We start from the raw sequence: 20,171 nt of genomic DNA, 5'->3' as shown, positions 1-20,171 counted from the left end.
ATCGTGGCATTATTCAATAAAATTTTAATTGCAAACCGCGGAGAGATAGCACTTAGAATCATTAAAACCTGTCACCGTATGAATATTGATACTGTGGCAGTTTATTCGGAAGCGGATAAGGAAGCCCCTTTTGTCAAGGAGGCGACAGAATCTGTCTGTGTTGGCGAAGCACAGGCAAAGAAAAGTTATTTGAACATAGAAAAAATTATTTCCGCAGCTAAAGAATTAAATGTCGATGCTGTTCATCCGGGCTATGGTTTCTTATCGGAGAGCTCAAACTTTGTTGAACTTTGTGAAGATGCAGGCATTACATTTATCGGCCCGGACAAAGAAACAATGGAAATCATGGGGAGCAAACTGCAGTCCCGTCAAAAGATGATGGAAGCAGGTATTCCTGTTGTTCCGGGCTCTGATAAAAACTTGAAATCGCTTGAAGAGGCAATAGAAGTTGCCAGAGGTCTGCAGTATCCTCTAATGCTGAAAGCCAGCGCCGGAGGCGGCGGAATCGGCATGAAAAAGGTGCATGATGAAGAAGAGCTGAAAGCGGCATTCAAAACGACGAAGAAACAAGCTGAAAACTTCTTTTCTGATGATAAATTATTTTTAGAGCAATGGATTTATGAGCCTCGTCATATTGAAGTTCAAATCGCTGCAGACACAAAGGGTAATATCATACATTTATTTGAAAGAGAATGTTCTGTGCAAAGACGCCATCAAAAAGTGGTAGAGGAATCTCCTTCGCCGTTCCTTACAGATGAAATCAGAGAAGAATTGCTGGCCTCTGCGATTAAAGGCGTGGACTATCTTGGCTATACCAATCTGGGTACGATGGAATTCATCTTTGATAAGACCGGCGCGTTTTATTTCCTGGAAATGAATACAAGACTGCAGGTCGAACACCCTGTTACAGAAGAAATTACCGGGCTCGACCTGGTAGAGTGGCAGATCAGAATCGCAGCAAATGAAGCGCTGCCTCTGACTCAGAAAGAGGTTGAACAGTCCGGTCATGCCATCGAGTGCAGATTGTACGCGGAAGATCCTAAAACATACTTTCCTTCACCAGGTAAAATCACGAAGCTCCACCTTTCAAAAGAAATCGGCAGATATGATTTTGGAGTTGTCGAAGGTTCTGACGTCACACCGTTCTACGATGCAATGATTGGCAAGATCATTGTACACGGTGAGGACCGGGAAAAAGCAATTGATAAGATGAAACAGGCACTCGATGAAATGGAAGTGGAAGGCATCACCACCAATCATACGCTGCTCGAAGACATTATGAACGCGGAACAATTTACTTCCGGTCAATATACGACTAATTTCCTGGATGAATATAACAGCTAATTTTATATAAGGTTGTGATGTTAATGAAAATAGATCTTAATTGTGATATGGGTGAAAGTTTCGGTCTGCATGTTCAGGGTAATGATGAAGAGATGATGAAATATATTTCATCCGCCAACATTGCATGCGGATTCCACAGTGGAGATCCTCACGTAATGAGGAAGACTGTGGAAATGGCTAAAAAATATGATGTAGGGATTGGTGCACATCCGGGCCTGCCTGACCTGGTCGGTTTCGGACGCAGGAAGATGGACTGTACGCCTTCTGAGATGAAGGATTTCATCACTTATCAGATGGGGGCTCTGAGAGAGTTTGCCCGGGCAGAAAATGTGCATATCGAACACTGTAAACCGCACGGTGCATTTTATATGCAGGCAATGGAAGACAGGGAAGTTGCGAGAGCCATATTGGAAGCAATCAATGACATCGATAAGAACACTATAGTTTTTGCTGTAAATAATTCAGTGATGCTTGATGAGGCGAATAAGATGGGCATACCTGTAGCAAGAGAAGGTTATGCAGACCGTGAGCATACGAAAGACGGTTCATTGGTAATGACGAGAACAAGCGAAGCTGCGGAAGATTATGAGGCGATGGCACAGCGGGTCGTCCGCATGGTCAGAGAGAAAAAAGTGATCACACATGACAAGCAGGATGCAGATATCGATGTGCAGACGATTTGTATACACGGTGATACACCCACCGCGCCTCAATTGGCGAAATCAATAGTGTCAGCTCTTAAAGCAGCTGAAATTGATATCAAGCCTGTCAGAGAGATAATTAAATAACTGAATTTATAAAACGCAAACCTTTATTTAGGTTTGCGTTTTATAATGTTCATTGCCTTTATCCGATGATTTTTGAAAGCCTCTTCACCGCTTCATTTATATCCTCAGTCTTGATGTTGGCAAAACCGAGTATGAGATCGATGTGGTTTTTTGGCTTACTTTCATTCTCCAATGAAAAACGTTTCAAAGTATAAATTTCAAGCTTGTGTTCATTTGCTTTTTCTTCAATATGATCATAACTTTTATCCGTCTCGAAACGTGCCATGAAATGAAGGCCGGCAGGGATATCTTTAATATCAATTTTGCCGCCAAATACTTTTTCCAGGCTATCTATCAGTAAAGTGCGCTTCATTTCATAATGCTGGTTCATCCTCTTGATGTGCCGGTCATATGCTCCCGACTGTATGAAGTAGTGAAGCGTAAATAGAGATATTGTATTATTATAATTGATGACATGGGAAAATTTCTCTCTGTATATCTTCAAAACTTTCGGCGGCAGGACCATATAACTGATTCTGAGAGTAGGCAGCAGTGACTTGGAAAAAGTCCCCAGATAAATGATGCTCTGATGCTGATCCAGACTTTGAAGAGAAGGTATGTTATTGGTTTTATACTTAAATTCGCTGTCATAGTCATCTTCTATTATAAATCTGTCATCTTTCTTTGAAGCCCAGTTCAGGAGTTCGATCCGTCTTGAAATAGGCATGATTTTGCCCGTTGGAAAGTGGTGTGAAGGTGTAACGAATAAAAAGTCGGCATTGGATTGTTCCACCTGATTGATATCTATCCCCATCTCGTCGATATTCATCAATTTCACTTTCAATTCAAGGGTGTTGACAAGTAATGAGTGAATTCTCGAATACCCTGGAGACTCCATAGCTACCGTCGTATTCTTTGGCTGCATCTGCATCAGTGACTGGACCAGAGGCTGTGCACCGGCACTGAGGACAATCTGTTCAGGTTCACATTGTACACCTCTGTTCAGTGAAATAAGCTTTGCTATACTTTCCCTTACTATATACGGCCCCTGGGGATGTCCGATTTCAGCCAGCTCCTCAGCGTGATTCGTGATAGCGTCCCGTTCGGCCATCAGCCATTCTTTAAAAGGGAAGTTTTCCACATCTGATGTCATGTGGGACAGAGACAGCCATCCCTCTTTGTCTATATGCTGTTCTTTTAATTCCTCCGGGAACTGGAAGGGTTTTGTTTTCGGAGATTTAAACTGTGTAATTTCTTCGACATAGTATCCACTGCGTTCAATCGTATATATGTATCCTTCAGCCAGAAGCTGTTCATATGCATTGGTCACTGTATTTATGCTGATGTTCAATTGTTCAGCCAATGTTCGTTTAGCTGGTAATTTTTCATGTGTTTTAAATTTTCTGTTGAGAATATCCTCTTTCAGCCGTTTATAAATTCTTTGGTATAAATACCCTGAATCCCTATCTTTTTCAATATTAAATAGATAAATGATCATCGTCCCCTTTGTGATACTAATGATTTTACAAATAATCTCTTTTTAAACATATCAGAATAAGGGATTAATAATCAATGAATCATAATATTTCATACATCAGTTTACTAAGAATGAGAGTAACGATAAGTGATATTTGGTATAATTGCACAAATGCCGGTACAGAACGATGCAAAAATTTTTCTGAATTAAAGAAGGGGGCTTATCATTGCAGGAGAAATTCAAATTTTTAAAAGGGTTCAGTATGCTCACCCGTATTTTAGCAGTCGCTTTTTCGAGTTTTATCACGATACTTTCCACTACGATTCCACTGATTATATTTTATCCGGATCTGAACAATGGAACTATATTGATACTGTGCGCTATTTTACTTCTGGGGTCATTTTTGACCCACGGATTACTGACCCACATCGTCAATGACCTCGCTGATTTTAAATCAGGGACGGATGACTACAGCCCGGGAGTGCTTTCAGGAGGCAGCCGGGTCATCCAGGAAAAAGTTTTTACATACAATCAGCTGAAGTTTTTCGGAATCATGCTATGTACTGCTATGGTGCTCGCAGCCATATTCTTTTTCATTTTCGGTCATGTGAAACTTGGAATACTGACAATTATCGGCATATGGGGTGCATTGACATATTCTATGAAACCGTTCATTTTTGCATACCGTCCCTTTGCAGGTGAGTGGCTGAGCCTGTTTCCATCCATGCTGTTTTTAGGACTCGCTGCACCGTGGATCATGCTGGATACCATTCCTGTCTGGGCATGGTTCAACGCTGCAATCAATGCTGTCTGGTGCATGTCGTGGGTAACAGTGCATCATATACCGGACATTGATGCCGATCAAAGAGCAAGACCCGTCAAGAACACGACGGTACTCTACGCAGTGAACAGATGGGGGAGACGTGCGGCGCACATGCCGGCAGTACTTTACCTTGTGGTGATTTCGGCACTCGCTGTAGTAATGACATCTACACGTGAACTGGCAGGCATGGTTACACTGATTCTTGCAATCGTAACAGTGCTCATGCTTTTTGATATGAAAAATAAGGATGTTGAAGCGGTCACGGCGGTTGAGAAAAAGATGCTGATCATGGCGTCGGTAACTGCAATAGTTTTAGGTCTGACAATGTAAGTCGGCCGGACATCTTTCCCGTGGTGTATAATGAAACCAAAGGAGCGTAAGGGGGTGTTCTATATGAGAAAATCATATTTAAAAAAGCGGTTTCTGGCTCTATTGATCGACTATATACTCATTTGGATTTACCTGATTTCATTGTTTTTACTCTTTTCAATAATATATATTGTCTTTCTAGACCAGATTCCGGTTTTCAATGAAATCACTTCGCATTTAATGGCATTGATCACTACAGTTATTCCTGTAACTTTAGTTTTTTCATATATGGAATATAGGCATCCTTATGCAACAATCGGCAAAAGACGGATGGGTCTGGAAGTGGCATATAAAAGACGTTCATATTGGTCCAGTCTGCTGCGAAATACTTTGAAATTCCTGCCGTGGCACATCGGGCACACCGGTGTCATCAGAGCGATGTATCAGGATTATTCAACCGTATGGTTTATGGTGGGCAATATCGGTGTGCTATTGGCCGCTATATATATTTGTATGGTTTTATTCAATAAAAATTTCAAGCATATTCCGGATTTGATTGCCGGAACAAAGGTCATTGGGAAGGGGACTCATTAAATGATGAAACGGAGAAAGAAAATATGGTTATTATTCTTTGTACTGGTCTTGGTCTTTTTAATTATCATACCTCTGACTGTCGGGCTGTTTAACTATTTTAAGCCGACGCCCGAAAATATTACATATGAGAGTGAAGTTTATTCAACGGATTCTGTGGAGTTTCTTTACGACTTGACCTATGCGGATAATGACGGCGAGGAAACACATGAACAGGAGATTTTTGACGAAGTGTTTGGGATGATAGATGAAGCGGAAGAATTTCTGCTGATTGATATGTTTTTGTTCAACGATGATTATGATCACGGCGACCCTGAGTTGGATTTTCCGGCTTTGTCCCAGGAGTTATCTGATGCTCTGGTGGATAAAAAGGCGGAGAATCCCGATATGGAAATCATTTTCATCACAGATCCGATCAACTCATTTTACAAAACATACGAACCGCCGCAAATTGAAGATATGACAGAGGCGGGTATCTCGGTCCACCAGACGGATCTGGCACCGCTCCGTGACTCCAACCCCCTGTACTCCAGTTTTTACAGGGCGTACTTACAGTGGTTTGGTTCATCGTCCGCTGAATGGCTGCCGAATGCACTGAGGCCCGAAGGTCCTCAAGTGAATGTACGTTCTTATTTCAGTATGCTGAACTTCAAGGCGAATCACAGAAAAACGGTGATGCATGAAGATTCTGCACTGGTTACGTCGGGGAATCCGCATGATGCGAGTTTTTATCATTCCAATATTGCCTTTAAAGTCCAGGGCCCCATATTGGAGGATCTGATGCTTTCAGAGCGGGCTGTCCTTGATATGGCAGGAGTGGACACTTCAGTTTTTGATGATTTTGAAGTGAATACTGAAGCATCCGGCGACGGGGACTATGATGTCCAGCTTGTGACCGAGAAAAAAGTCAAAGATCAGATGATTGATATGATTGAGAACACAGCGGCAGGGGACACGATTCAGACGGGGATTTTCTATATTTCGGACAGGGATGTCATCAACGCACTTAAAGATGCTTTGAACCGGGACGTGGAGGTGCAGATGGTACTTGATGTAAATCAGGACGCATTCGGCAATGAAAAGATCGGAATTCCGAACAGACCCGTGGCAGCCGAATTGATGGACAATGAAAATGCGCCTGAAATCCGCTGGTACGAATCTCACGGCGAGCAGTATCATGCGAAGTTCATGATGGTGGAGTCGGATGGTGAAGTCACAATTACAGGCGGGTCTTCAAACTTTACAAGAAGAAATATAGAAGATTATAATCTCGAAACAAACCTTGTAATAACCGCTTCCAGCGATTCGGAGCTGATGACTGAAATTACCGGCTATTATGACAGGATCTGGAATAATGAAGACGGTATTTATACTGCTGACTATGAAGCTTACAGTGAAGATGTATGGTGGAAAAATATATTGTACAGAATTCAGGAAGACACAGGGCTGTCCACTTTTTAGTTAAATATGTTTATAGCATGAACGTTAAGGGAATTAAACCTATGAAAGAGAAAGAAGAATCTGATCTTCATAGGAGGCGTAGAGAATGAGAAGTATTATTTATATTATTGGTCTCATTGTAGTAATCGCAGCGGTATTGTCGTTGATCGGCTTAATATAAGTGATGAAGTATGAAAATATATATTAATTATTATGATGACAAAAATTGACCACGCATAAATTCAGCATTGCATGCTGTTATTATGCGTGGTTTAAAAATGTCTTTTTTAATTCTCAATCTTAAATTCGAATTTTACTTCACCTGTCTGCTGCCCTTCCGAATAAGTACGCTCCACGAATGTAGCATTATCATCCTGATCGATTAAAATCACGGTAGAACATCGTGTGCCGTATTTGTCCATGTTGATGAACAATGGTGATAAGTTCTTTTCAATCTCTTTTGAAAGACCGGTGTCAGGCAGGTCTTTATTTTCTGCAGTATCATCATCCCGGAGCAGACGGAACAGATCCTCGATATCGGAATCTTCACTGTCCATGATTTTTTCAAGTCCGGTTTTACCTTTGATGACCTTTGGCCATGGTGTATTCAAATGGTGATTTGAGAGGCCATGCAGCCCGTCATCCACCCGGCTGACTTCATTGTCATAGTTATTCAAATAAAAAATCTCACCCTGATTGCCGACAAGTAGATTAAATCCGGCATAGTCCATGCCTTCGTCTGAAACTTCATTTAAATATTCAGCTGGATCTTGATTGCCGATCAAATAATTGCTCACTAAATGGCCGCGTGACTTCTGGTGGGTGGAGAGCAGTTCTTTTGTATTTCGTATATTTGTCAGTGCAGATATTCTGCCGGTTTTTGTGATGCCCAGCCACGTCCCCATGCCGCGGAGATCTCTTCCACCCAATATATGAGGATAATCTTTCCAGTAGTGTGCCGCTTCTGTAGGGCGGCTGTACTCCTCGTCCCGGTTTGCAGCCATCACCAGCTTATATTTGTTATGGTTATTCAACTGGAAATTGATTAAACACATAAAATCCCGCCTCATCAGTTTTAAAGTTACATTAGATTATACTTAAAATCGATTGGCTGCTCCAATATGTTGATTTTGAAAGGCTGCCAAAGAGAGGCGAGCGGTGGGAGGTGGCATGAAATGCCGGAAACAACCCGGTTCGTGCCAGCCGGCAGTCAAAAATGGCACGAAATGCCGGAAACAACCCGGTTCGTGCCAGCCGGCAGCAGGCACTCAAATTCCAAATAAAAAACGGATGGAAATTGATCCATCCGTCTATTTTAATATTTTATTTTAAAGTTTTATGGACGGAAGCGTCGAAGATGTCTTCTACTGCTTCGTCCAATGTAGTGTTGAACTCATCATCAGTCAACTCTTCTTTCAGATCAGAAGCAAGTGCTCTTGAGAAGCTTGCGATTAATCCGTCGTTCTCTTTCAGCTTGTCATTTGCCTGACGGCGTGTGTAGCCGCCGGAAAGGGCAACGACTCTGATCACCTGTGGGTGATCGATAAGTTCTTTATAAAGGTTGGCTTTAGTTGGAATTGTGAGTTTCAACATTACAAACTCATCATCATTCAATTGATTCAAGTGGTTCATGATTTCATTTTTAAGAATTTCTTCAATCTCTTCTTTTTCTTCAGCATGGATGTTCACTTCTGGTTCGATAATTGGAACGAGGCCGGAAGCCACAGTGCGTTTACCAATTTCAAACTGCTGTTCCACAACAGCTTTGATGCCTGATTCATCTGCTTCTAAAATGTTGGAACGCATTTTAGTACCGAAGATGTTGCGTTCTACTGCGCGTGAAAGCAGATCATCCAGGTCCGGCATAGGCTTCATAAGCTGAACACCGTGCTCCACGTCAGCAAGGCCTTTATCAACTTTCAAGAATGGTACGATTCCTTTATCCGCTAAATAATCACCAGTGTATTTACCATCGATTGTACGGTCCATTGTCTGTTCGAATAAAATAGCTGCAAGAACTCTTTCTTTGTTGAAAGAAGGTGAAGTAATGATACGTGAGCGCATTTTATGCACAAGATCAAACATTTCTTCTTCGTTAGAATACTGGTCTTCATCAATTCCATATGCTTTTAAAGCTTTTGGAGTACTGCCGCCACTCTGGTCAAGTGCTGCGATAAAACCATCATCGTTTTTCATTCTGTTAAATTGTTCCTGATTCACTAAAATCACTCCTAAATAATTTACTCTTCAATTATCATTATGCTAAATAAAGGCATTTCATGCAATGATTTAATCAGTCTCAGTCTTTATAAAGGATGAGTACTGCAAATACACTGCCGACTGAAAATTTGATATCGATGATTTCGGCATATGCATTTTCATACATGAATTCATCAATTTTCTTATCGAGACCCTTTTCTGTCATCGCGCTTAATGTTTTTGTTTTCATGATGCGTTCCCCCTTATATTATTTTACCCGAAATATCATAGATTAAATGAACTTTTTCTTTTATTTTCAAAGATTATTCCAATGATCAGCATCACTAAAATGAAAAGGAGTAATATTGTCACGGGAACGATGCTTTCAGCCCATGTAATATCGGATTCAGCATAAATCTGTGTGAAGTGATATAGTGGTAAAAACTTTGCGATATTCTGTACTGTCTCACCCAGTATTTCCTGGGGTATGAAAATCCCGGACAGGAACGCCATCCCGATGGAGATGAAATTCGCAATGCCATTGATCAGAAATTTATTCGTCGTCAGTGATGATATTACAAACTGCAGGGCCAGCGTAAAGATGCTGATCAATAAAAGTGCGACGAATATTTTATCGAGCGGGACACCTTCGAGACTGTTCCATCTTATGAATATACCCCCAAAAAACATGATGAGTACTGCAAATATTGCCATGATACTTTGGGCACTGATGATCTGGACTGTATAGGACACAGTCTTCATAGGGGATACACTGACCCTGTTTCTAAGTTCCGGCTTATTGAATTCTGTCATGATATTGCCTATGAACAGCAGAAGCAAAAGCATGATGATGTAACCTGCATAGTTTGTGTAGAACTTCATACCGTCAAAATCAGATGCTTCGGAAGCACTTTCCGGATTTGCAATATCGACGGTGATCCGGTTGGACAAGGTTGACAGAGTTTCTTCAGTATTGACCGAACCTGTAAAGTTGTAATCTGCTTCAAGGAAGCGGAAGTATTTTGAAACTTCATTGTTCAAATGGACACTTCCTGAACTCCTTGGATCGGTCAGTACTTCAACCGCTGAAGCACCGTTTACAAATTTAGAGTCAATATTTTCATCAATGACAACCGCACCGTCCATTTCCAGCAGGAAAATCTCTTCCTCGATCTGATTTCTGTCAAAACTGTCGATGACTTCCACATCGTTCCTTTCTGCCAGGTAAGTGATCAACCCATCAGCGATTTCGGATTCTTCCGGATTAACGACCGTGATGTCCATCGAACTTGCTTCAAACACATCAGTGGTCTGATTTTGGGCAAACAGCAGTGCGATTCCGAAGAACAGAAGAGTGACGATGATGACCATTATTTTATATCTCCAAAAATGGATGAGCATACCTTTAAAGACTGTCATATTGTTTCCTCCTCAGGACGATTAAAGTGATCATGAACATGACGACGGCGATACCGGTTAAAATAGCGAGTGTCATCATATAATCGTCAAAGTTGCCCATCAGATTGATTCTGAATAATGTATCTGTCAAGAGGGCCACCGGATTCAGTTCATTAACGATGGGGAGATTTTCATTAACCAGCATCCTCACTCCCGGACCGATCATCCCTGCACTGAAGGTCAGCGCAAGCAGAACGATAAGACCGACAAATGTTTTAAAATTTGCATTGATTTTCGGGAAGAGACCGACAGCAAAGCCGATACCGATGCCAGCGATATTACCGATGATCAAAAGGATTACAGTGGGTAAAAATTCATTGAATAATGTTCCTTGATAAAAGATCATCAAGTAGGAAATGATGACGAAATTAGTGAGAAGTCCAAGAAAAAGCGCACCGACGGCACTCGCCATAAGCAGTTTTATCTTGTTGTAGGGACTTGCCTGGAATCTTGCGCCCATCGTGCTCAAATTCGGCTGCATGGTTGTTATGAACTCTATGCTCGAAAACATCGTATAGAAAACCATCATGGCAATCAGAGAGTAGAACATGACCACCTGCGGTTCACGATCGGCATCTGTTTCCACAATAAGATCATTATCAAAAGAGAAGTTTTCAGCTGGAATGCCACTCTCATAAACCTGGGTGATTTCATTTAAGACAGATTCGAGTATTGTCTGGTCAAGCCCGCTGGTTGTCACAAGCAGTTCATTATCCTCTGTGATAAATCCGGACAGTTCGTCATCTTCCATTAAAGTAAGACCGTCTGATTCGGTTGTTTCAGTCACTTCCAAAATGTCAATTTCAGTCAAAGTACCGGCGAGCTGATGTTCTTCCGTAATGCCGACCGGTATATCGTCCATGCTGTCACCGGTGATATTCGAGGTGGTCAGTATAAAGAGTGTCGACAGCAATAACGGATAAAGCAGAGTCCAGAACCAGTAGCCGAAGTCTTTGAAATTGATCAGCATCATCTGGTAAGTCATTTTGAATATTCCCATCAATCTCTCAGCTCCTTGCCGGTAAGCTCCAGGAAGATATTGCTGAGTGATGGTTTTTCACTTGCAATCTGAGTGTAGGTCAATTGGTTCTCCTCTATGAATTTTATGAGATTCGGTAAATTGTTCTGATGTTTTTCGAATTGAATTTTGTAAAGATCTTCATTCTTTTCCACATTGACCACATTGGGCAGTGATTTTAATTTTTTGCGTAAATCACCATCATCCACAAAGCTGACTGTGATGCTTTCCTGTGTGGAAATGGATTTCTGCAGTTCATTCATGGTGCCCTGTGCCACATTCCTTCCGTTATCCATGATGACAAGACGATCGCACAAATCTTCGGCTTCTTCCAGGTAGTGTGTCGTATAAATGACAGTAGTGCCGTTGTCCTTCATTCTTTTAATGCCTTCAAGAATAAAATTCCGGCTCTGTGCATCCACCGCAACAGTCGGTTCATCCAGAAACAACAGGTCCGGTTTATGCGCAATGCCGCACGCGATGTTCAAACGACGTTTCAGTCCGCCGCTCAGCTGTTTCGGGCTGAATTTCCTGTATTTCTCAATACCGACAAATTCAATCGCTTCATCTACAAGTTTTTTACGTTCAGTAGAATCCTTAACATAGAGGCCGCAGAAAAAACTGATGTTTTCAACAACGTTCAAATTATCGAATATCGCAATTTCCTGGGGGACGACACCGATCCGTTTTTTAATATCATTGTTGTTCGGGTCGACTTCCTCACCGAAAATTTCAATCTCGCCTTGATCGAATTTCAGTATGGAAAGCATGCAGTTGATGGCTGTTGTTTTACCGCAGCCGTTCGGGCCGAGCAGGCCGATAATTTCATTTTCGTTGGCGGAAAAAGAGAAGTGGTCCAGTGCAATCACTTCTTTATAACGTTTAATTACGTCTTTCATCATTATCATTTTGAGTCCCTCCTATTACATTTGTTAATTTAAGTTTATAATATAAATTAAAGTGGGGTTAGTGCCCATGGTAATGAAGTGATATGACAATTGTCATATAGTGGGGTGAAAATATTGCGTGATATATTGGAAAAGTTAACGATGTTCATGGTGATGACGCTTGTATATATACTTTTCAGTGATGAAGTGAACATTTTTATAGTGCTGACTTCGTTCATTATTTTATTTTTACCGGAAGTATTAAGAATGAAGTACTTGCTGGAGATTATCACGGTACTGTTCATAGTGCTCGTCTTTGTCGATATCGAATGGATATACTACTTTCCGCTGCTGACACTGTTTGTGCATAAAAAATACAGAAAAAGTGCTTACCTGCTGCTGCTGATCTTTGTCGTATATGAAGAATGGCTGCTGCTGCTGATCGCTTTTGGAGGGTTTTATTTGTCAGCATTGAATTTAAGGATCGGGTCGCTGGAATCAGACAACCGGAAAATCCGCGACAGGCTGACACATGATAATATCCAGTTGAAGGAGAAGCACAATGAACTGATGAAAAGCCATGAAAAGGAAGTGTTCAGTGCAAGTTTGAATGAGCGGAACAGAATCGCGCGTGATATGCATGATGCGTTGGGGCACTCACTTTCAAGCAGCATTTTACTGATTGAGTCACTGCAGTATGTGGATGACAGCGAGAAAATAAAAACCTCGTTGAAGACGCTTCAGAAAAGATTGAAAGCGGGTATGGATGATATTAGAAACAGCATCCATCATCTTTACGATACATCAATCGATTTCAGGAGCAGGGTGGAGAGTTATGCCGATGATATGAGGCAGGATTATGATATCGATTTTCAATATAATGTCGATATGCCGATGTCCCATGAATTGAAACTGGACCTTCTGTCCATCGTCATGGAATCTCTCACGAATATCCGCAAGCACTCAGATGCAACGGCGGTCAGCATAATCGTCAGGGAACATCCGGAATATATCATCATCGCGATTAAAGACAATGGCAGTAATATCAATAAAGGCCCACACGGCATGGGACTCCAGTCTATGAAGGAGACTGTGCGAAAATACAAAGGCGTTTTCAATACGATGGATGATGATGGCTTCAAAGTCCATGTATTCCTGTATAAGGAGGAAATATAGAATGAAAGTAATAATAGTGGATGACGACGCACTCGTTGTTTCTGCACTGACGACAATTGTAGAGAGTTCAGGGCACACAGTGGTCGCTACGGGCGACAGCGGCAGGGAAGCCGTCCGATTGTTTGAAACCCATCATCCGGATCTGCTGATGACGGATATCCGCATGGAGGATTTGACAGGACTCGATGCGAGCAAAATCATTCTGGACAGATATGAGCATGCAAATATACTCCTGATCACCACCTTCAAAGATGATGAATATATTTCCGAAGCACTGAGAGTGGGATGTAAAGGCTACCTGCTAAAAGATAATTTCACCGGCATCGTTCCTGCAGTGCAGGCGATAGAGGCTGGCAACATGGTGTTCGACAGCAATATCGTGAAGAGCATGTCCGCTGCATCCAGCAGTAAAAAACTGGATGAGTTATCAGAGCGTGAAAGGGATATTCTCGAATTGGTCGCTGAAGGTCTGAACAATAAAGAGATTGCCGGCAGGTTGTATTTGAGTGAAGGCACAGTCAGAAATTATATTTCGCAGATGCTGGGTAAACTGGAACTGAGAGACCGGACTCAGCTAGCTGTTTATTATTATAAAAATTAGGTGGTCATGTGGATTTGAAGATCAGAAGAGTAAGGTTGGAAGACGCGGGGAGAGTGGCTGAAATCTGCAGAAACGGCTGGCTGGATACTGTGGATGATAGGTTGTCGGATACTTATAAGACGAAAAATGTCGAGTTCTGGTATTCACCGGCTAAAGTCGAACAGGATATCAAAAAGGGACAGTACAGCTTTGTCGCTGAAGTAGACAACACCGTTGCCGGTGTCATCGGCGGCGGAATGATCAGCCGCAGTGAAAATGAAGTGTTCGTCTTTTATATGGACCGGAATTACCGCTATATGGGAATAGGAAAGCAGCTGCTGAATATTTTCACTGAGTATTTCATGAAAAAAGGAGCGGAGGTCCAGTGGGCCTCCGTTCAGGAGGGGAACACACTCGGACTGCCATTTTATGAAGCAAACGGTTTTTATTTTCAAAGTGTTAAAGAGACTTCTACGGGGACCGGAGAAGTTCAGAGATCAATAAGAATGAAAAGGGAGCTTGAATAGTATGAAGAGACTACTGGATTGCAGTGCATCGGATTTTTTGGGTATGACGGGTCAGGAACTGAAGCAGTCGATCAAGGCGAGTGAGGGACGGGTCATTATTGCTGAAACGATGACAACCCCCGAGCCGCTCTATCCGGATATTACGAATGCGGAGCTTGCAGCCGGTTTTGGTGCTGATATCGTTCTTTTGAATCTGTTTGATGTTTTTGAACCTGCCGTAAAGGGGTTGGAAGTTGAAAATGATGAGGAGATCATCATTGAATTGAAGAAACTGCTGGGCCGGCCGGTCGGTGTCAATCTGGAGCCGGTGGATGCCGATCTCCATGCTTCTGAAACTTTGGATGAAGTGCCGCGGGGCCGGCTGGCTTCGGTTGAAAGTCTGAAGCGTGCCTGTAAGCTCGGATTTGATTTCGTCTGTCTGACCGGCAATCCAAAAACCGGTGTGACGAATGAAATGACGATCGAAACGATACAGAATGCGCGTGAAATTTTCGGTGAAGAAGGTCTGATCATTTCAGGCAAGATGCATGGCGCGGGAGTTGTGGGAGAATCCGGGAGTGACATCATTTCTGAGCAGGTGATAGAGCAGTTTGCACACGCGGGTGCGGATATCATTTTATTGCCGGCACCGGGGACAGTACCGGGAATGACTGTGGATAAAGCGCAGAAATATGTGGAGTGCGCACATGCGAATGATGCACTGGCGCTGCTCACGATCGGCACTTCCCAGGAAGGAGCCGATGAACATACAATCAGGCAAATTGCGTTGAATTCAAAAATGGCAGGCGCTGATGTGTATCATTTGGGAGATACGGGGTTTTACGGCATCGCCGTGCCGGAAAATATCATGACATATTCAATTGCCGTTCGCGGCCGACGCCATACATACGTGAGGATGGGCCGGTCGGTGAGGAGATAGGCTGTCTACCGGTCACTCGCAACTCTCAGTGACTGAAACATCACTCTTATCGGTCACTCGCAACTCTCAGTGACCGGCAATCCACTTCATCCGGTCACTCACGTCTCCCAGTGACCGAAACAGCACTTAGGGCGGCCATCCTCTTTCCAATCCAAAGAAAAACTGCCCGTCCGGAGACCCAAAACCCTCCGAACAGACAGCAATCATTCAAACTATATCAATTATCTTATTCCGCCAAACACTTCATCCCACTGGTCGCGGCCTGCGAGCATCTTTTTGGCGATCTCTTTGGCGTCTTCCAGGCTGTGGCTTGCTGCCCAGCCGCACTGGACTTCGTTGCAGGCCGGCACTTCTTCGGCTGCCAGAACATCATTCAATGTTTTTTCCATGACATTCTGGATGTTGTTGTAATTATCATCATTCAGCACTGATAAATAAAAACCGGTCTGACATCCCATCGGACTCAGGTCGACCACTTTATCGTGATGGTTGCGGACGTTTTCCGCCATCAGGTGTTCGATGGAGTGGAGGCCCGGCATTTCCATGTGCTCTTTATTCGGCTGACAGAATCTGATGTCATATTTATAAATGACATCACCGTGTTCGCCTTCACTTGTGCCGGCAAGTCTGATGTACGGTGCGACGACTTTCGTGTGGTCCAGGTTAAAACTTTCGACGTTCATCTTGGTCATAGTACTCTCTCCTTAAAAACTTTGTTAAAATAATGATATATGATTGAACTGAATAATACAAAGGACAGGAAGCAGCGTGAGAAGTGCCATTTCCTGTATTTTAACTTATAATAATTGTAAATTAACTTTTGAACGTATATCAAATTGGAGGAAAAAAATAATGCCAACGACTAAAATATTCGGCCATCGCGGGGCCATGGGACATTACCCGGAAAATACGATGCTCGGCTTCATCAAAGCCCAGGAAATGGGTGCAGACGGCATTGAAATTGATGTTCATTTGACTAAAGACAAACAAGTCGTCGTCATGCATGACGAAAATCTGGACCGTACAACGACTGACAAAGGTCTGATCAAGGATTGGAAAATTTTTGAACTGAAAAAAGTCAAGACCGGAACGAAGTTTAAAAAACTGCCTAAATATAATGAGACATGGCACAAAGAAAGAATGCCTGAATTGTTTGAAGTGCTCGCATTGTTTGCCAATGATAATATGGTGATCAACATCGAACTGAAAACGGATGTTCATGATTATACGGGGATAGAAAGAGAAGTGCATCATATTGTCGCTTCCCACGGCATGAAGGAGAGAGTGGTTTTCTCATCATTCAATATGGAAACGATAAAACGTCTGAAGAAGCATGATCCGAACGTCAGAGTGGCGTATTTGACGAAATCCCTGCCGAAGAATTATGAAGAGATGATAGATAAATATGATTTGGAAGCCATTCACCTGCACGTTAAATCCGCTCTGAAAAATATCGAAATAATGAAAGAGAAAGGGATATTCTTCAGAATCTGGACTGTCAATGATAAGGAACAGATGCAGCAGCTGATCAATGCCGGTGTGCGTGGAATCATCACCGACTATCCCGATACTGCACTGGAGATAAAAGAAGATTAGATGGCAAAAGCCTTCATTCTGAATGAAGGCTTTTATTTATACCGTATTTTAAAACGCTCTATTACAGGCTCCAGTAGTGGTAGCCCTTGGATTCAAAATCTCTTCTGTCCAATATGCTTTTGACATCAATGAGGACTTTACGTTCATCTTTGAATAGTGTGTCCAAAGTGTCAAAATTGATTTTTTCGAGGTATTCAGCGTGAGGCACCGTGAGAACCACACAGTCCAGGTCGGTTAACTCTGCATCCGGCACAAGCTGTATGCCAAGATCTCTTTCCACAGCTTCGGGAACCGCCACAGGATCATGCACCAGCACATCAGCACCGTAATCTTTGAGCTCATCAATGATATCAGTCACTTTGGTATTGCGGACGTCTGCGACATTCTCCTTGAAAGTGAGTCCTAAAACCGCAACTCTCGCTCCGTCGATCAGCTGTTTGGCCTTGATCATCTGCTTGATGATGTTGCCTGCGATATGTTTACCCATATCGTCATTGATTTTTCTGCCCGCTAAAATGATCTGTGAATGATAGCCGAGCTGTTCCGCTTTATAAGTGAAATAGTACGGGTCCACCCCGATGCAGTGTCCGCCGACAAGGCCCGGTGTGAACTTCAGGAAATTCCATTTTGTGCCTGCAGCTTCCAGAACTGCATTCGTATCGATATCCATCTTGTTGAATACCATGGAAAGTTCATTCATGAAAGCGATGTTGATATCTCTCTGCGAGTTTTCAATCACCTTTGAAGCTTCGGCCACTTTAATGGATTCTGCTTCGTGCACACCGGCTTCGATGATGGAGCTGTAAACACTGGAGATCTCCTTCAATGCTTCCTCGTCCGAACCGGAAACGACTTTTACTATTTGCGTCAGCGTATTTTCCTTATCACCGGGGTTGATGCGTTCAGGTGAATAGCCGACTTTAAAATCCTTACCATATTTAAGGCCGGACTTCTCTTCCAGTATCGGAATGCAGATTTCCTCCGTCGTTCCCGGGTAGACTGTGGATTCATAAACGACGATCGAGCCTTCAGTCAGATTTTTGCCGACTGTCTCACTCGCGCTGATGACAGGGGTCAAGTTCGGTGTTTTGTCCGTGTTGATCGGTGTCGGAACAGAAACGACAAAGAACTTTGATTTTTTCAAGTCCGATTCATCGCTTGTAAATTCCATCGTCGTGTTTGCAAGTGCCGCATCTCCGACTTCTTCCGTGACATCATTACCTTTTATATACTCATCCAACTTCTGCTGGTTCACATCAAAGCCGATGACGTTGTATCTCTTTGCGAATTCGACGGCAAGAGGCAGGCCGACATAGCCGAGTCCGATTACCGATAATGTTTCTTCACGTGATTCCAGTTTTTCATATATATTCATAGCATCTATACCTTTCTTTTTTCAACTTCTCAAGGTTGTATTTCCATCTCCATTATTATACATTTTATCACGATGCCATGCACTCATTCCATCCTCAAAGTAGAATGTTCACAAGGCATATGATAAAATTGATGAATGTGAATGATAAAATAAAAAGATGAATCATATAAAATACGGATGGAATTTTTGCAGGCAGATTTTAATGATGCGGCAAAAACTGGGAGTGTAAGATTTATGAAAATCGCAGTAATCGGTACCGGGTATGTGGGGCTTGTCACAGGCGCCTGTTTATCTGAAATCGGCAATCATGTGACATGCATAGATATTGATGAAGAAAAGATTGAAACTTTGAAACAGGGCGTCAGCCCGATATATGAAGATGGATTGGAAGAACTGCTTAACAGGAATATAAATGAGTCCCGTCTGAAGTTCACTACAGACTACAAAGAAGGGCTCGCTGACAAAGACATCGTGTACATTGCTGTCGGTACGCCGCAAAATGATGACGGTTCAGCAGACCTGACGTCGGTGGATGCAGTATGCAGATCGCTCGCAGCCCACCTCGACAGAGACATCATCATCGTGACAAAAAGTACAGTGCCCGTCGGTACGAATGAATATATTAAAAAAGCGATCGAAGACAGGATCGTCAACGATGTGACAATAAAGATCGCATCCAACCCTGAATTTCTAAGACAGGGGTCAGCTGTCTACGATACGTTTAACGGAGACCGCATCGTCATCGGTGCAGAAGATGAGACGGTGCTGGATGCTTTGGAAGAAGTCAACGCGGGCTTCAACCTTCCAATCGTCCGGACAAATCTCAGAAGTGCAGAGATGATAAAGTACGCATCCAACGCCTTCCTTGCTACGAAGATTAGCTTTATCAATGAAATGGCCAATCTATCTGAAAAGATAGGAGCGAACATCGATGATGTGGCAGAAGGCATGGGTATGGACGGAAGAATCGGCAGTGCGTTTTTAAATGCCGGCATCGGTTACGGCGGTTCATGTTTCCCGAAAGATACGAGAGCGATCATATCAGTGGCGAAAGATGCTTCATATGATATGCAGATCCTTGAAAATGTAGTGGATTCAAATGAGCGGCAGAGAGGTATCATCGTCGACAAGGTCAAAGAGCGTTTTGAATCTATTGAAGGAAAGAAAGTTGCAGTGCTTGGCCTCGCATTCAAGCCGAACACGGATGATCTGAGGGAGGCGCCTTCGATTTCAGTGACGGCAAAACTGATTGAAGAGGGTGCGGAAGTCCATACTTACGATCCTGCGGCGATGGAAAATGCACAGCGCATATTATCAGATGAAGTCATTTATTCGGATGATATCAGACAGGCTGTAACAGATGCGGATATCGTCATCATTCTGACAGAGTGGCAGGAAATAAAAGAGTTCCCTCTCGAAGAATATAAGAAGCTGATGAACCGGCCGGTAATATTTGACGGCAGAAACTGTTTCACTTTAAAAGAAGCAGAAGAGAGCGGTGTTGAGTATCACTCCATCGGCCGTCCTTCTGTCAGAAAATGAACGTCAGCGGGAAGTCGACTTTACAGTCGGCTTTTTTGCTTTATAAGGTGCTCGCAGCATGTACGATAACTTGTTTACTAATATGTTTATGATATAATGTTCGGGGTGAAATACCGGTTCTATGAAAGGCTGGATATCGTGAA

General features: G+C 42.8%; 20 protein-coding genes. 11 read left to right on the top strand and 9 right to left on the bottom strand.

Annotated elements, in window-relative coordinates:
• Window positions 1–3: 3 nt before the first annotated feature.
• Together ACY8DT_RS03375 and ACY8DT_RS03370 are read left to right on the top strand one after the other, a co-directional pair.
• Window positions 4–1,344, top strand: a complete 1,341-nt coding sequence (locus ACY8DT_RS03375; protein WP_462421534.1) for an acetyl-CoA carboxylase biotin carboxylase subunit — start codon at window positions 4–6, stop codon at window positions 1,342–1,344.
• A 23-nt stretch (window positions 1,345–1,367) separates the two neighbouring features.
• A complete protein-coding gene (locus tag ACY8DT_RS03370; RefSeq protein WP_462421533.1) occupies window positions 1,368–2,132 on the top strand; it encodes a LamB/YcsF family protein in 765 nt (254 codons plus the stop codon).
• Window positions 2,133–2,190: 58 nt separating this feature from the next.
• On the opposite strand, the gene gabR is transcribed toward ACY8DT_RS03370, so the two are convergent.
• Window positions 2,191–3,609, bottom strand: coding sequence for a MocR-like transcriptional regulator GabR (gene gabR / locus ACY8DT_RS03365; protein WP_462421532.1), 1,419 nt, complete (start codon window positions 3,607–3,609; stop codon window positions 2,191–2,193).
• A 205-nt stretch (window positions 3,610–3,814) separates the two neighbouring features.
• On the opposite strand from gabR, the gene ACY8DT_RS03360 reads away from it, so the two are divergent.
• The 3 genes from ACY8DT_RS03360 (at window position 3,815) to ACY8DT_RS03350 (ending at window position 6,772) form a co-directional block, all read left to right on the top strand.
• Entirely contained in the window at window positions 3,815–4,741 is a 927-nt protein-coding gene (locus tag ACY8DT_RS03360; RefSeq protein WP_462421531.1) for a prenyltransferase, read from the top strand.
• Between the two features lie 63 nt (window positions 4,742–4,804).
• Window positions 4,805–5,314, top strand: a complete 510-nt coding sequence (locus ACY8DT_RS03355) for an RDD family protein (RefSeq protein ID WP_462421530.1) — start codon at window positions 4,805–4,807, stop codon at window positions 5,312–5,314.
• Window positions 5,315–6,772, top strand: a complete 1,458-nt coding sequence (locus tag ACY8DT_RS03350; protein WP_462421529.1) for a phospholipase D family protein — start codon at window positions 5,315–5,317, stop codon at window positions 6,770–6,772.
• A 266-nt stretch (window positions 6,773–7,038) separates the two neighbouring features.
• On the opposite strand, the gene ACY8DT_RS03345 is transcribed toward ACY8DT_RS03350, so the two are convergent.
• The 6 genes from ACY8DT_RS03345 to ACY8DT_RS03320 all read right to left on the bottom strand — a co-directional run bounded on the left by ACY8DT_RS03345 (window position 7,039) and on the right by ACY8DT_RS03320 (window position 12,334).
• Window positions 7,039–7,806 carry an NRDE family protein gene (locus tag ACY8DT_RS03345; protein ID WP_462421528.1) on the bottom strand — a complete coding sequence of 256 codons (768 nt, stop codon included), beginning with the start codon at window positions 7,804–7,806 and terminating at the stop codon, window positions 7,039–7,041.
• Window positions 7,807–8,074: 268 nt separating this feature from the next.
• Window positions 8,075–8,971 carry a fructose bisphosphate aldolase gene (locus tag ACY8DT_RS03340; protein WP_462421527.1) on the bottom strand — a complete coding sequence of 299 codons (897 nt, stop codon included), beginning with the start codon at window positions 8,969–8,971 and terminating at the stop codon, window positions 8,075–8,077.
• A gap of 79 nt (window positions 8,972–9,050) precedes the next feature.
• Window positions 9,051–9,200: a hypothetical protein gene (locus tag ACY8DT_RS03335; RefSeq protein ID WP_462421526.1), complete on the bottom strand. Its 150-nt coding sequence runs from the start codon at window positions 9,198–9,200 to the stop codon at window positions 9,051–9,053.
• A gap of 35 nt (window positions 9,201–9,235) precedes the next feature.
• Window positions 9,236–10,369: an ABC transporter permease gene (locus ACY8DT_RS03330; protein ID WP_462421525.1), complete on the bottom strand. Its 1,134-nt coding sequence runs from the start codon at window positions 10,367–10,369 to the stop codon at window positions 9,236–9,238.
• On the bottom strand, window positions 10,356–11,408 hold the full coding sequence (locus tag ACY8DT_RS03325; protein WP_462421524.1) for an ABC transporter permease: 1,053 nt from the start codon (window positions 11,406–11,408) through the stop codon (window positions 10,356–10,358). Before ACY8DT_RS03325 ends, ACY8DT_RS03330 begins: the two co-directional genes overlap by 14 nt.
• On the bottom strand, window positions 11,408–12,334 hold the full coding sequence (locus tag ACY8DT_RS03320) for an ABC transporter ATP-binding protein (protein WP_462421523.1): 927 nt from the start codon (window positions 12,332–12,334) through the stop codon (window positions 11,408–11,410). Before ACY8DT_RS03320 ends, ACY8DT_RS03325 begins: the two co-directional genes overlap by 1 nt.
• Window positions 12,335–12,448: 114 nt before the next feature.
• Between ACY8DT_RS03320 and ACY8DT_RS03315 the strand changes: the two genes are divergently transcribed.
• Genes ACY8DT_RS03315 through ACY8DT_RS03300 form a run of 4 tightly spaced genes read left to right on the top strand, consistent with a single transcriptional unit; the run spans window position 12,449 to window position 15,515 of the window.
• Window positions 12,449–13,489 carry a sensor histidine kinase gene (locus ACY8DT_RS03315; RefSeq protein WP_462421522.1) on the top strand — a complete coding sequence of 347 codons (1,041 nt, stop codon included), beginning with the start codon at window positions 12,449–12,451 and terminating at the stop codon, window positions 13,487–13,489.
• Between the two features lies 1 nt (window position 13,490).
• Entirely contained in the window at window positions 13,491–14,090 is a 600-nt protein-coding gene (locus ACY8DT_RS03310) for a response regulator transcription factor (RefSeq protein WP_462421521.1), read from the top strand.
• 14 nt (window positions 14,091–14,104) lie between these two features.
• The gene (locus ACY8DT_RS03305) at window positions 14,105–14,596 is read left to right on the top strand and encodes a GNAT family N-acetyltransferase (RefSeq protein WP_462421520.1); all 492 of its coding nucleotides are present in this window, start codon (window positions 14,105–14,107) and stop codon (window positions 14,594–14,596) included.
• Between the two features lies 1 nt (window position 14,597).
• Complete coding sequence (locus ACY8DT_RS03300) at window positions 14,598–15,515, top strand: DUF7916 family protein (RefSeq protein ID WP_462421519.1); 918 nt, start codon at window positions 14,598–14,600, stop codon at window positions 15,513–15,515.
• A gap of 221 nt (window positions 15,516–15,736) precedes the next feature.
• Here ACY8DT_RS03300 and ACY8DT_RS03295 read toward each other — a convergent pair whose 3' ends face one another.
• Window positions 15,737–16,207 carry an S-ribosylhomocysteine lyase gene (locus ACY8DT_RS03295; protein ID WP_462421518.1) on the bottom strand — a complete coding sequence of 157 codons (471 nt, stop codon included), beginning with the start codon at window positions 16,205–16,207 and terminating at the stop codon, window positions 15,737–15,739.
• A gap of 160 nt (window positions 16,208–16,367) precedes the next feature.
• Between ACY8DT_RS03295 and ACY8DT_RS03290 the strand changes: the two genes are divergently transcribed.
• The gene (locus ACY8DT_RS03290) at window positions 16,368–17,111 is read left to right on the top strand and encodes a glycerophosphodiester phosphodiesterase (RefSeq protein ID WP_462421517.1); all 744 of its coding nucleotides are present in this window, start codon (window positions 16,368–16,370) and stop codon (window positions 17,109–17,111) included.
• Between the two features lie 61 nt (window positions 17,112–17,172).
• On the opposite strand, the gene ACY8DT_RS03285 is transcribed toward ACY8DT_RS03290, so the two are convergent.
• Window positions 17,173–18,486 carry a nucleotide sugar dehydrogenase gene (locus ACY8DT_RS03285; RefSeq protein ID WP_462421516.1) on the bottom strand — a complete coding sequence of 438 codons (1,314 nt, stop codon included), beginning with the start codon at window positions 18,484–18,486 and terminating at the stop codon, window positions 17,173–17,175.
• A 234-nt stretch (window positions 18,487–18,720) separates the two neighbouring features.
• On the opposite strand from ACY8DT_RS03285, the gene ACY8DT_RS03280 reads away from it, so the two are divergent.
• Window positions 18,721–20,028 carry a UDP-glucose dehydrogenase family protein gene (locus ACY8DT_RS03280; protein WP_462421515.1) on the top strand — a complete coding sequence of 436 codons (1,308 nt, stop codon included), beginning with the start codon at window positions 18,721–18,723 and terminating at the stop codon, window positions 20,026–20,028.
• Window positions 20,029–20,171 lie beyond the last annotated feature (143 nt).

The organism is Salinicoccus sp. Marseille-QA3875 (assembly GCF_054950095.1).
The sequence above is the reverse complement of the archived record's forward strand: the minus strand, read 5'-3'. Positions and strand labels throughout refer to the sequence as shown.

Bases quoted from the DNA above. Each gene is read 5' to 3' on its own strand.
- ACY8DT_RS03285 (WP_462421516.1), bottom strand. From the start codon at position 18,486: ATGAATATATATGAAAAACTGGAATCACGTGAAGAAACATTATCGGTA.
- ACY8DT_RS03345 (WP_462421528.1), bottom strand. From the start codon at position 7,806: ATGTGTTTAATCAATTTCCAGTTGAATAACCATAACAAATATAAGCTG.
- ACY8DT_RS03320 (WP_462421523.1), bottom strand. From the start codon at position 12,334: ATGATAATGATGAAAGACGTAATTAAACGTTATAAAGAAGTGATTGCA.
- ACY8DT_RS03370 (WP_462421533.1), top strand. From the start codon at position 1,368: ATGAAAATAGATCTTAATTGTGATATGGGTGAAAGTTTCGGTCTGCAT.
- ACY8DT_RS03330 (WP_462421525.1), bottom strand. From the start codon at position 10,369: ATGACAGTCTTTAAAGGTATGCTCATCCATTTTTGGAGATATAAAATA.
- ACY8DT_RS03355 (WP_462421530.1), top strand. From the start codon at position 4,805: ATGAGAAAATCATATTTAAAAAAGCGGTTTCTGGCTCTATTGATCGAC.
- ACY8DT_RS03280 (WP_462421515.1), top strand. From the start codon at position 18,721: ATGAAAATCGCAGTAATCGGTACCGGGTATGTGGGGCTTGTCACAGGC.
- ACY8DT_RS03325 (WP_462421524.1), bottom strand. From the start codon at position 11,408: ATGGGAATATTCAAAATGACTTACCAGATGATGCTGATCAATTTCAAA.
- ACY8DT_RS03310 (WP_462421521.1), top strand. From the start codon at position 13,491: ATGAAAGTAATAATAGTGGATGACGACGCACTCGTTGTTTCTGCACTG.
- ACY8DT_RS03350 (WP_462421529.1), top strand. From the start codon at position 5,315: ATGATGAAACGGAGAAAGAAAATATGGTTATTATTCTTTGTACTGGTC.
- ACY8DT_RS03295 (WP_462421518.1), bottom strand. From the start codon at position 16,207: ATGACCAAGATGAACGTCGAAAGTTTTAACCTGGACCACACGAAAGTC.
- ACY8DT_RS03290 (WP_462421517.1), top strand. From the start codon at position 16,368: ATGCCAACGACTAAAATATTCGGCCATCGCGGGGCCATGGGACATTAC.
- ACY8DT_RS03335 (WP_462421526.1), bottom strand. From the start codon at position 9,200: ATGAAAACAAAAACATTAAGCGCGATGACAGAAAAGGGTCTCGATAAG.
- ACY8DT_RS03300 (WP_462421519.1), top strand. From the start codon at position 14,598: ATGAAGAGACTACTGGATTGCAGTGCATCGGATTTTTTGGGTATGACG.
- gabR (WP_462421532.1), bottom strand. From the start codon at position 3,609: ATGATCATTTATCTATTTAATATTGAAAAAGATAGGGATTCAGGGTAT.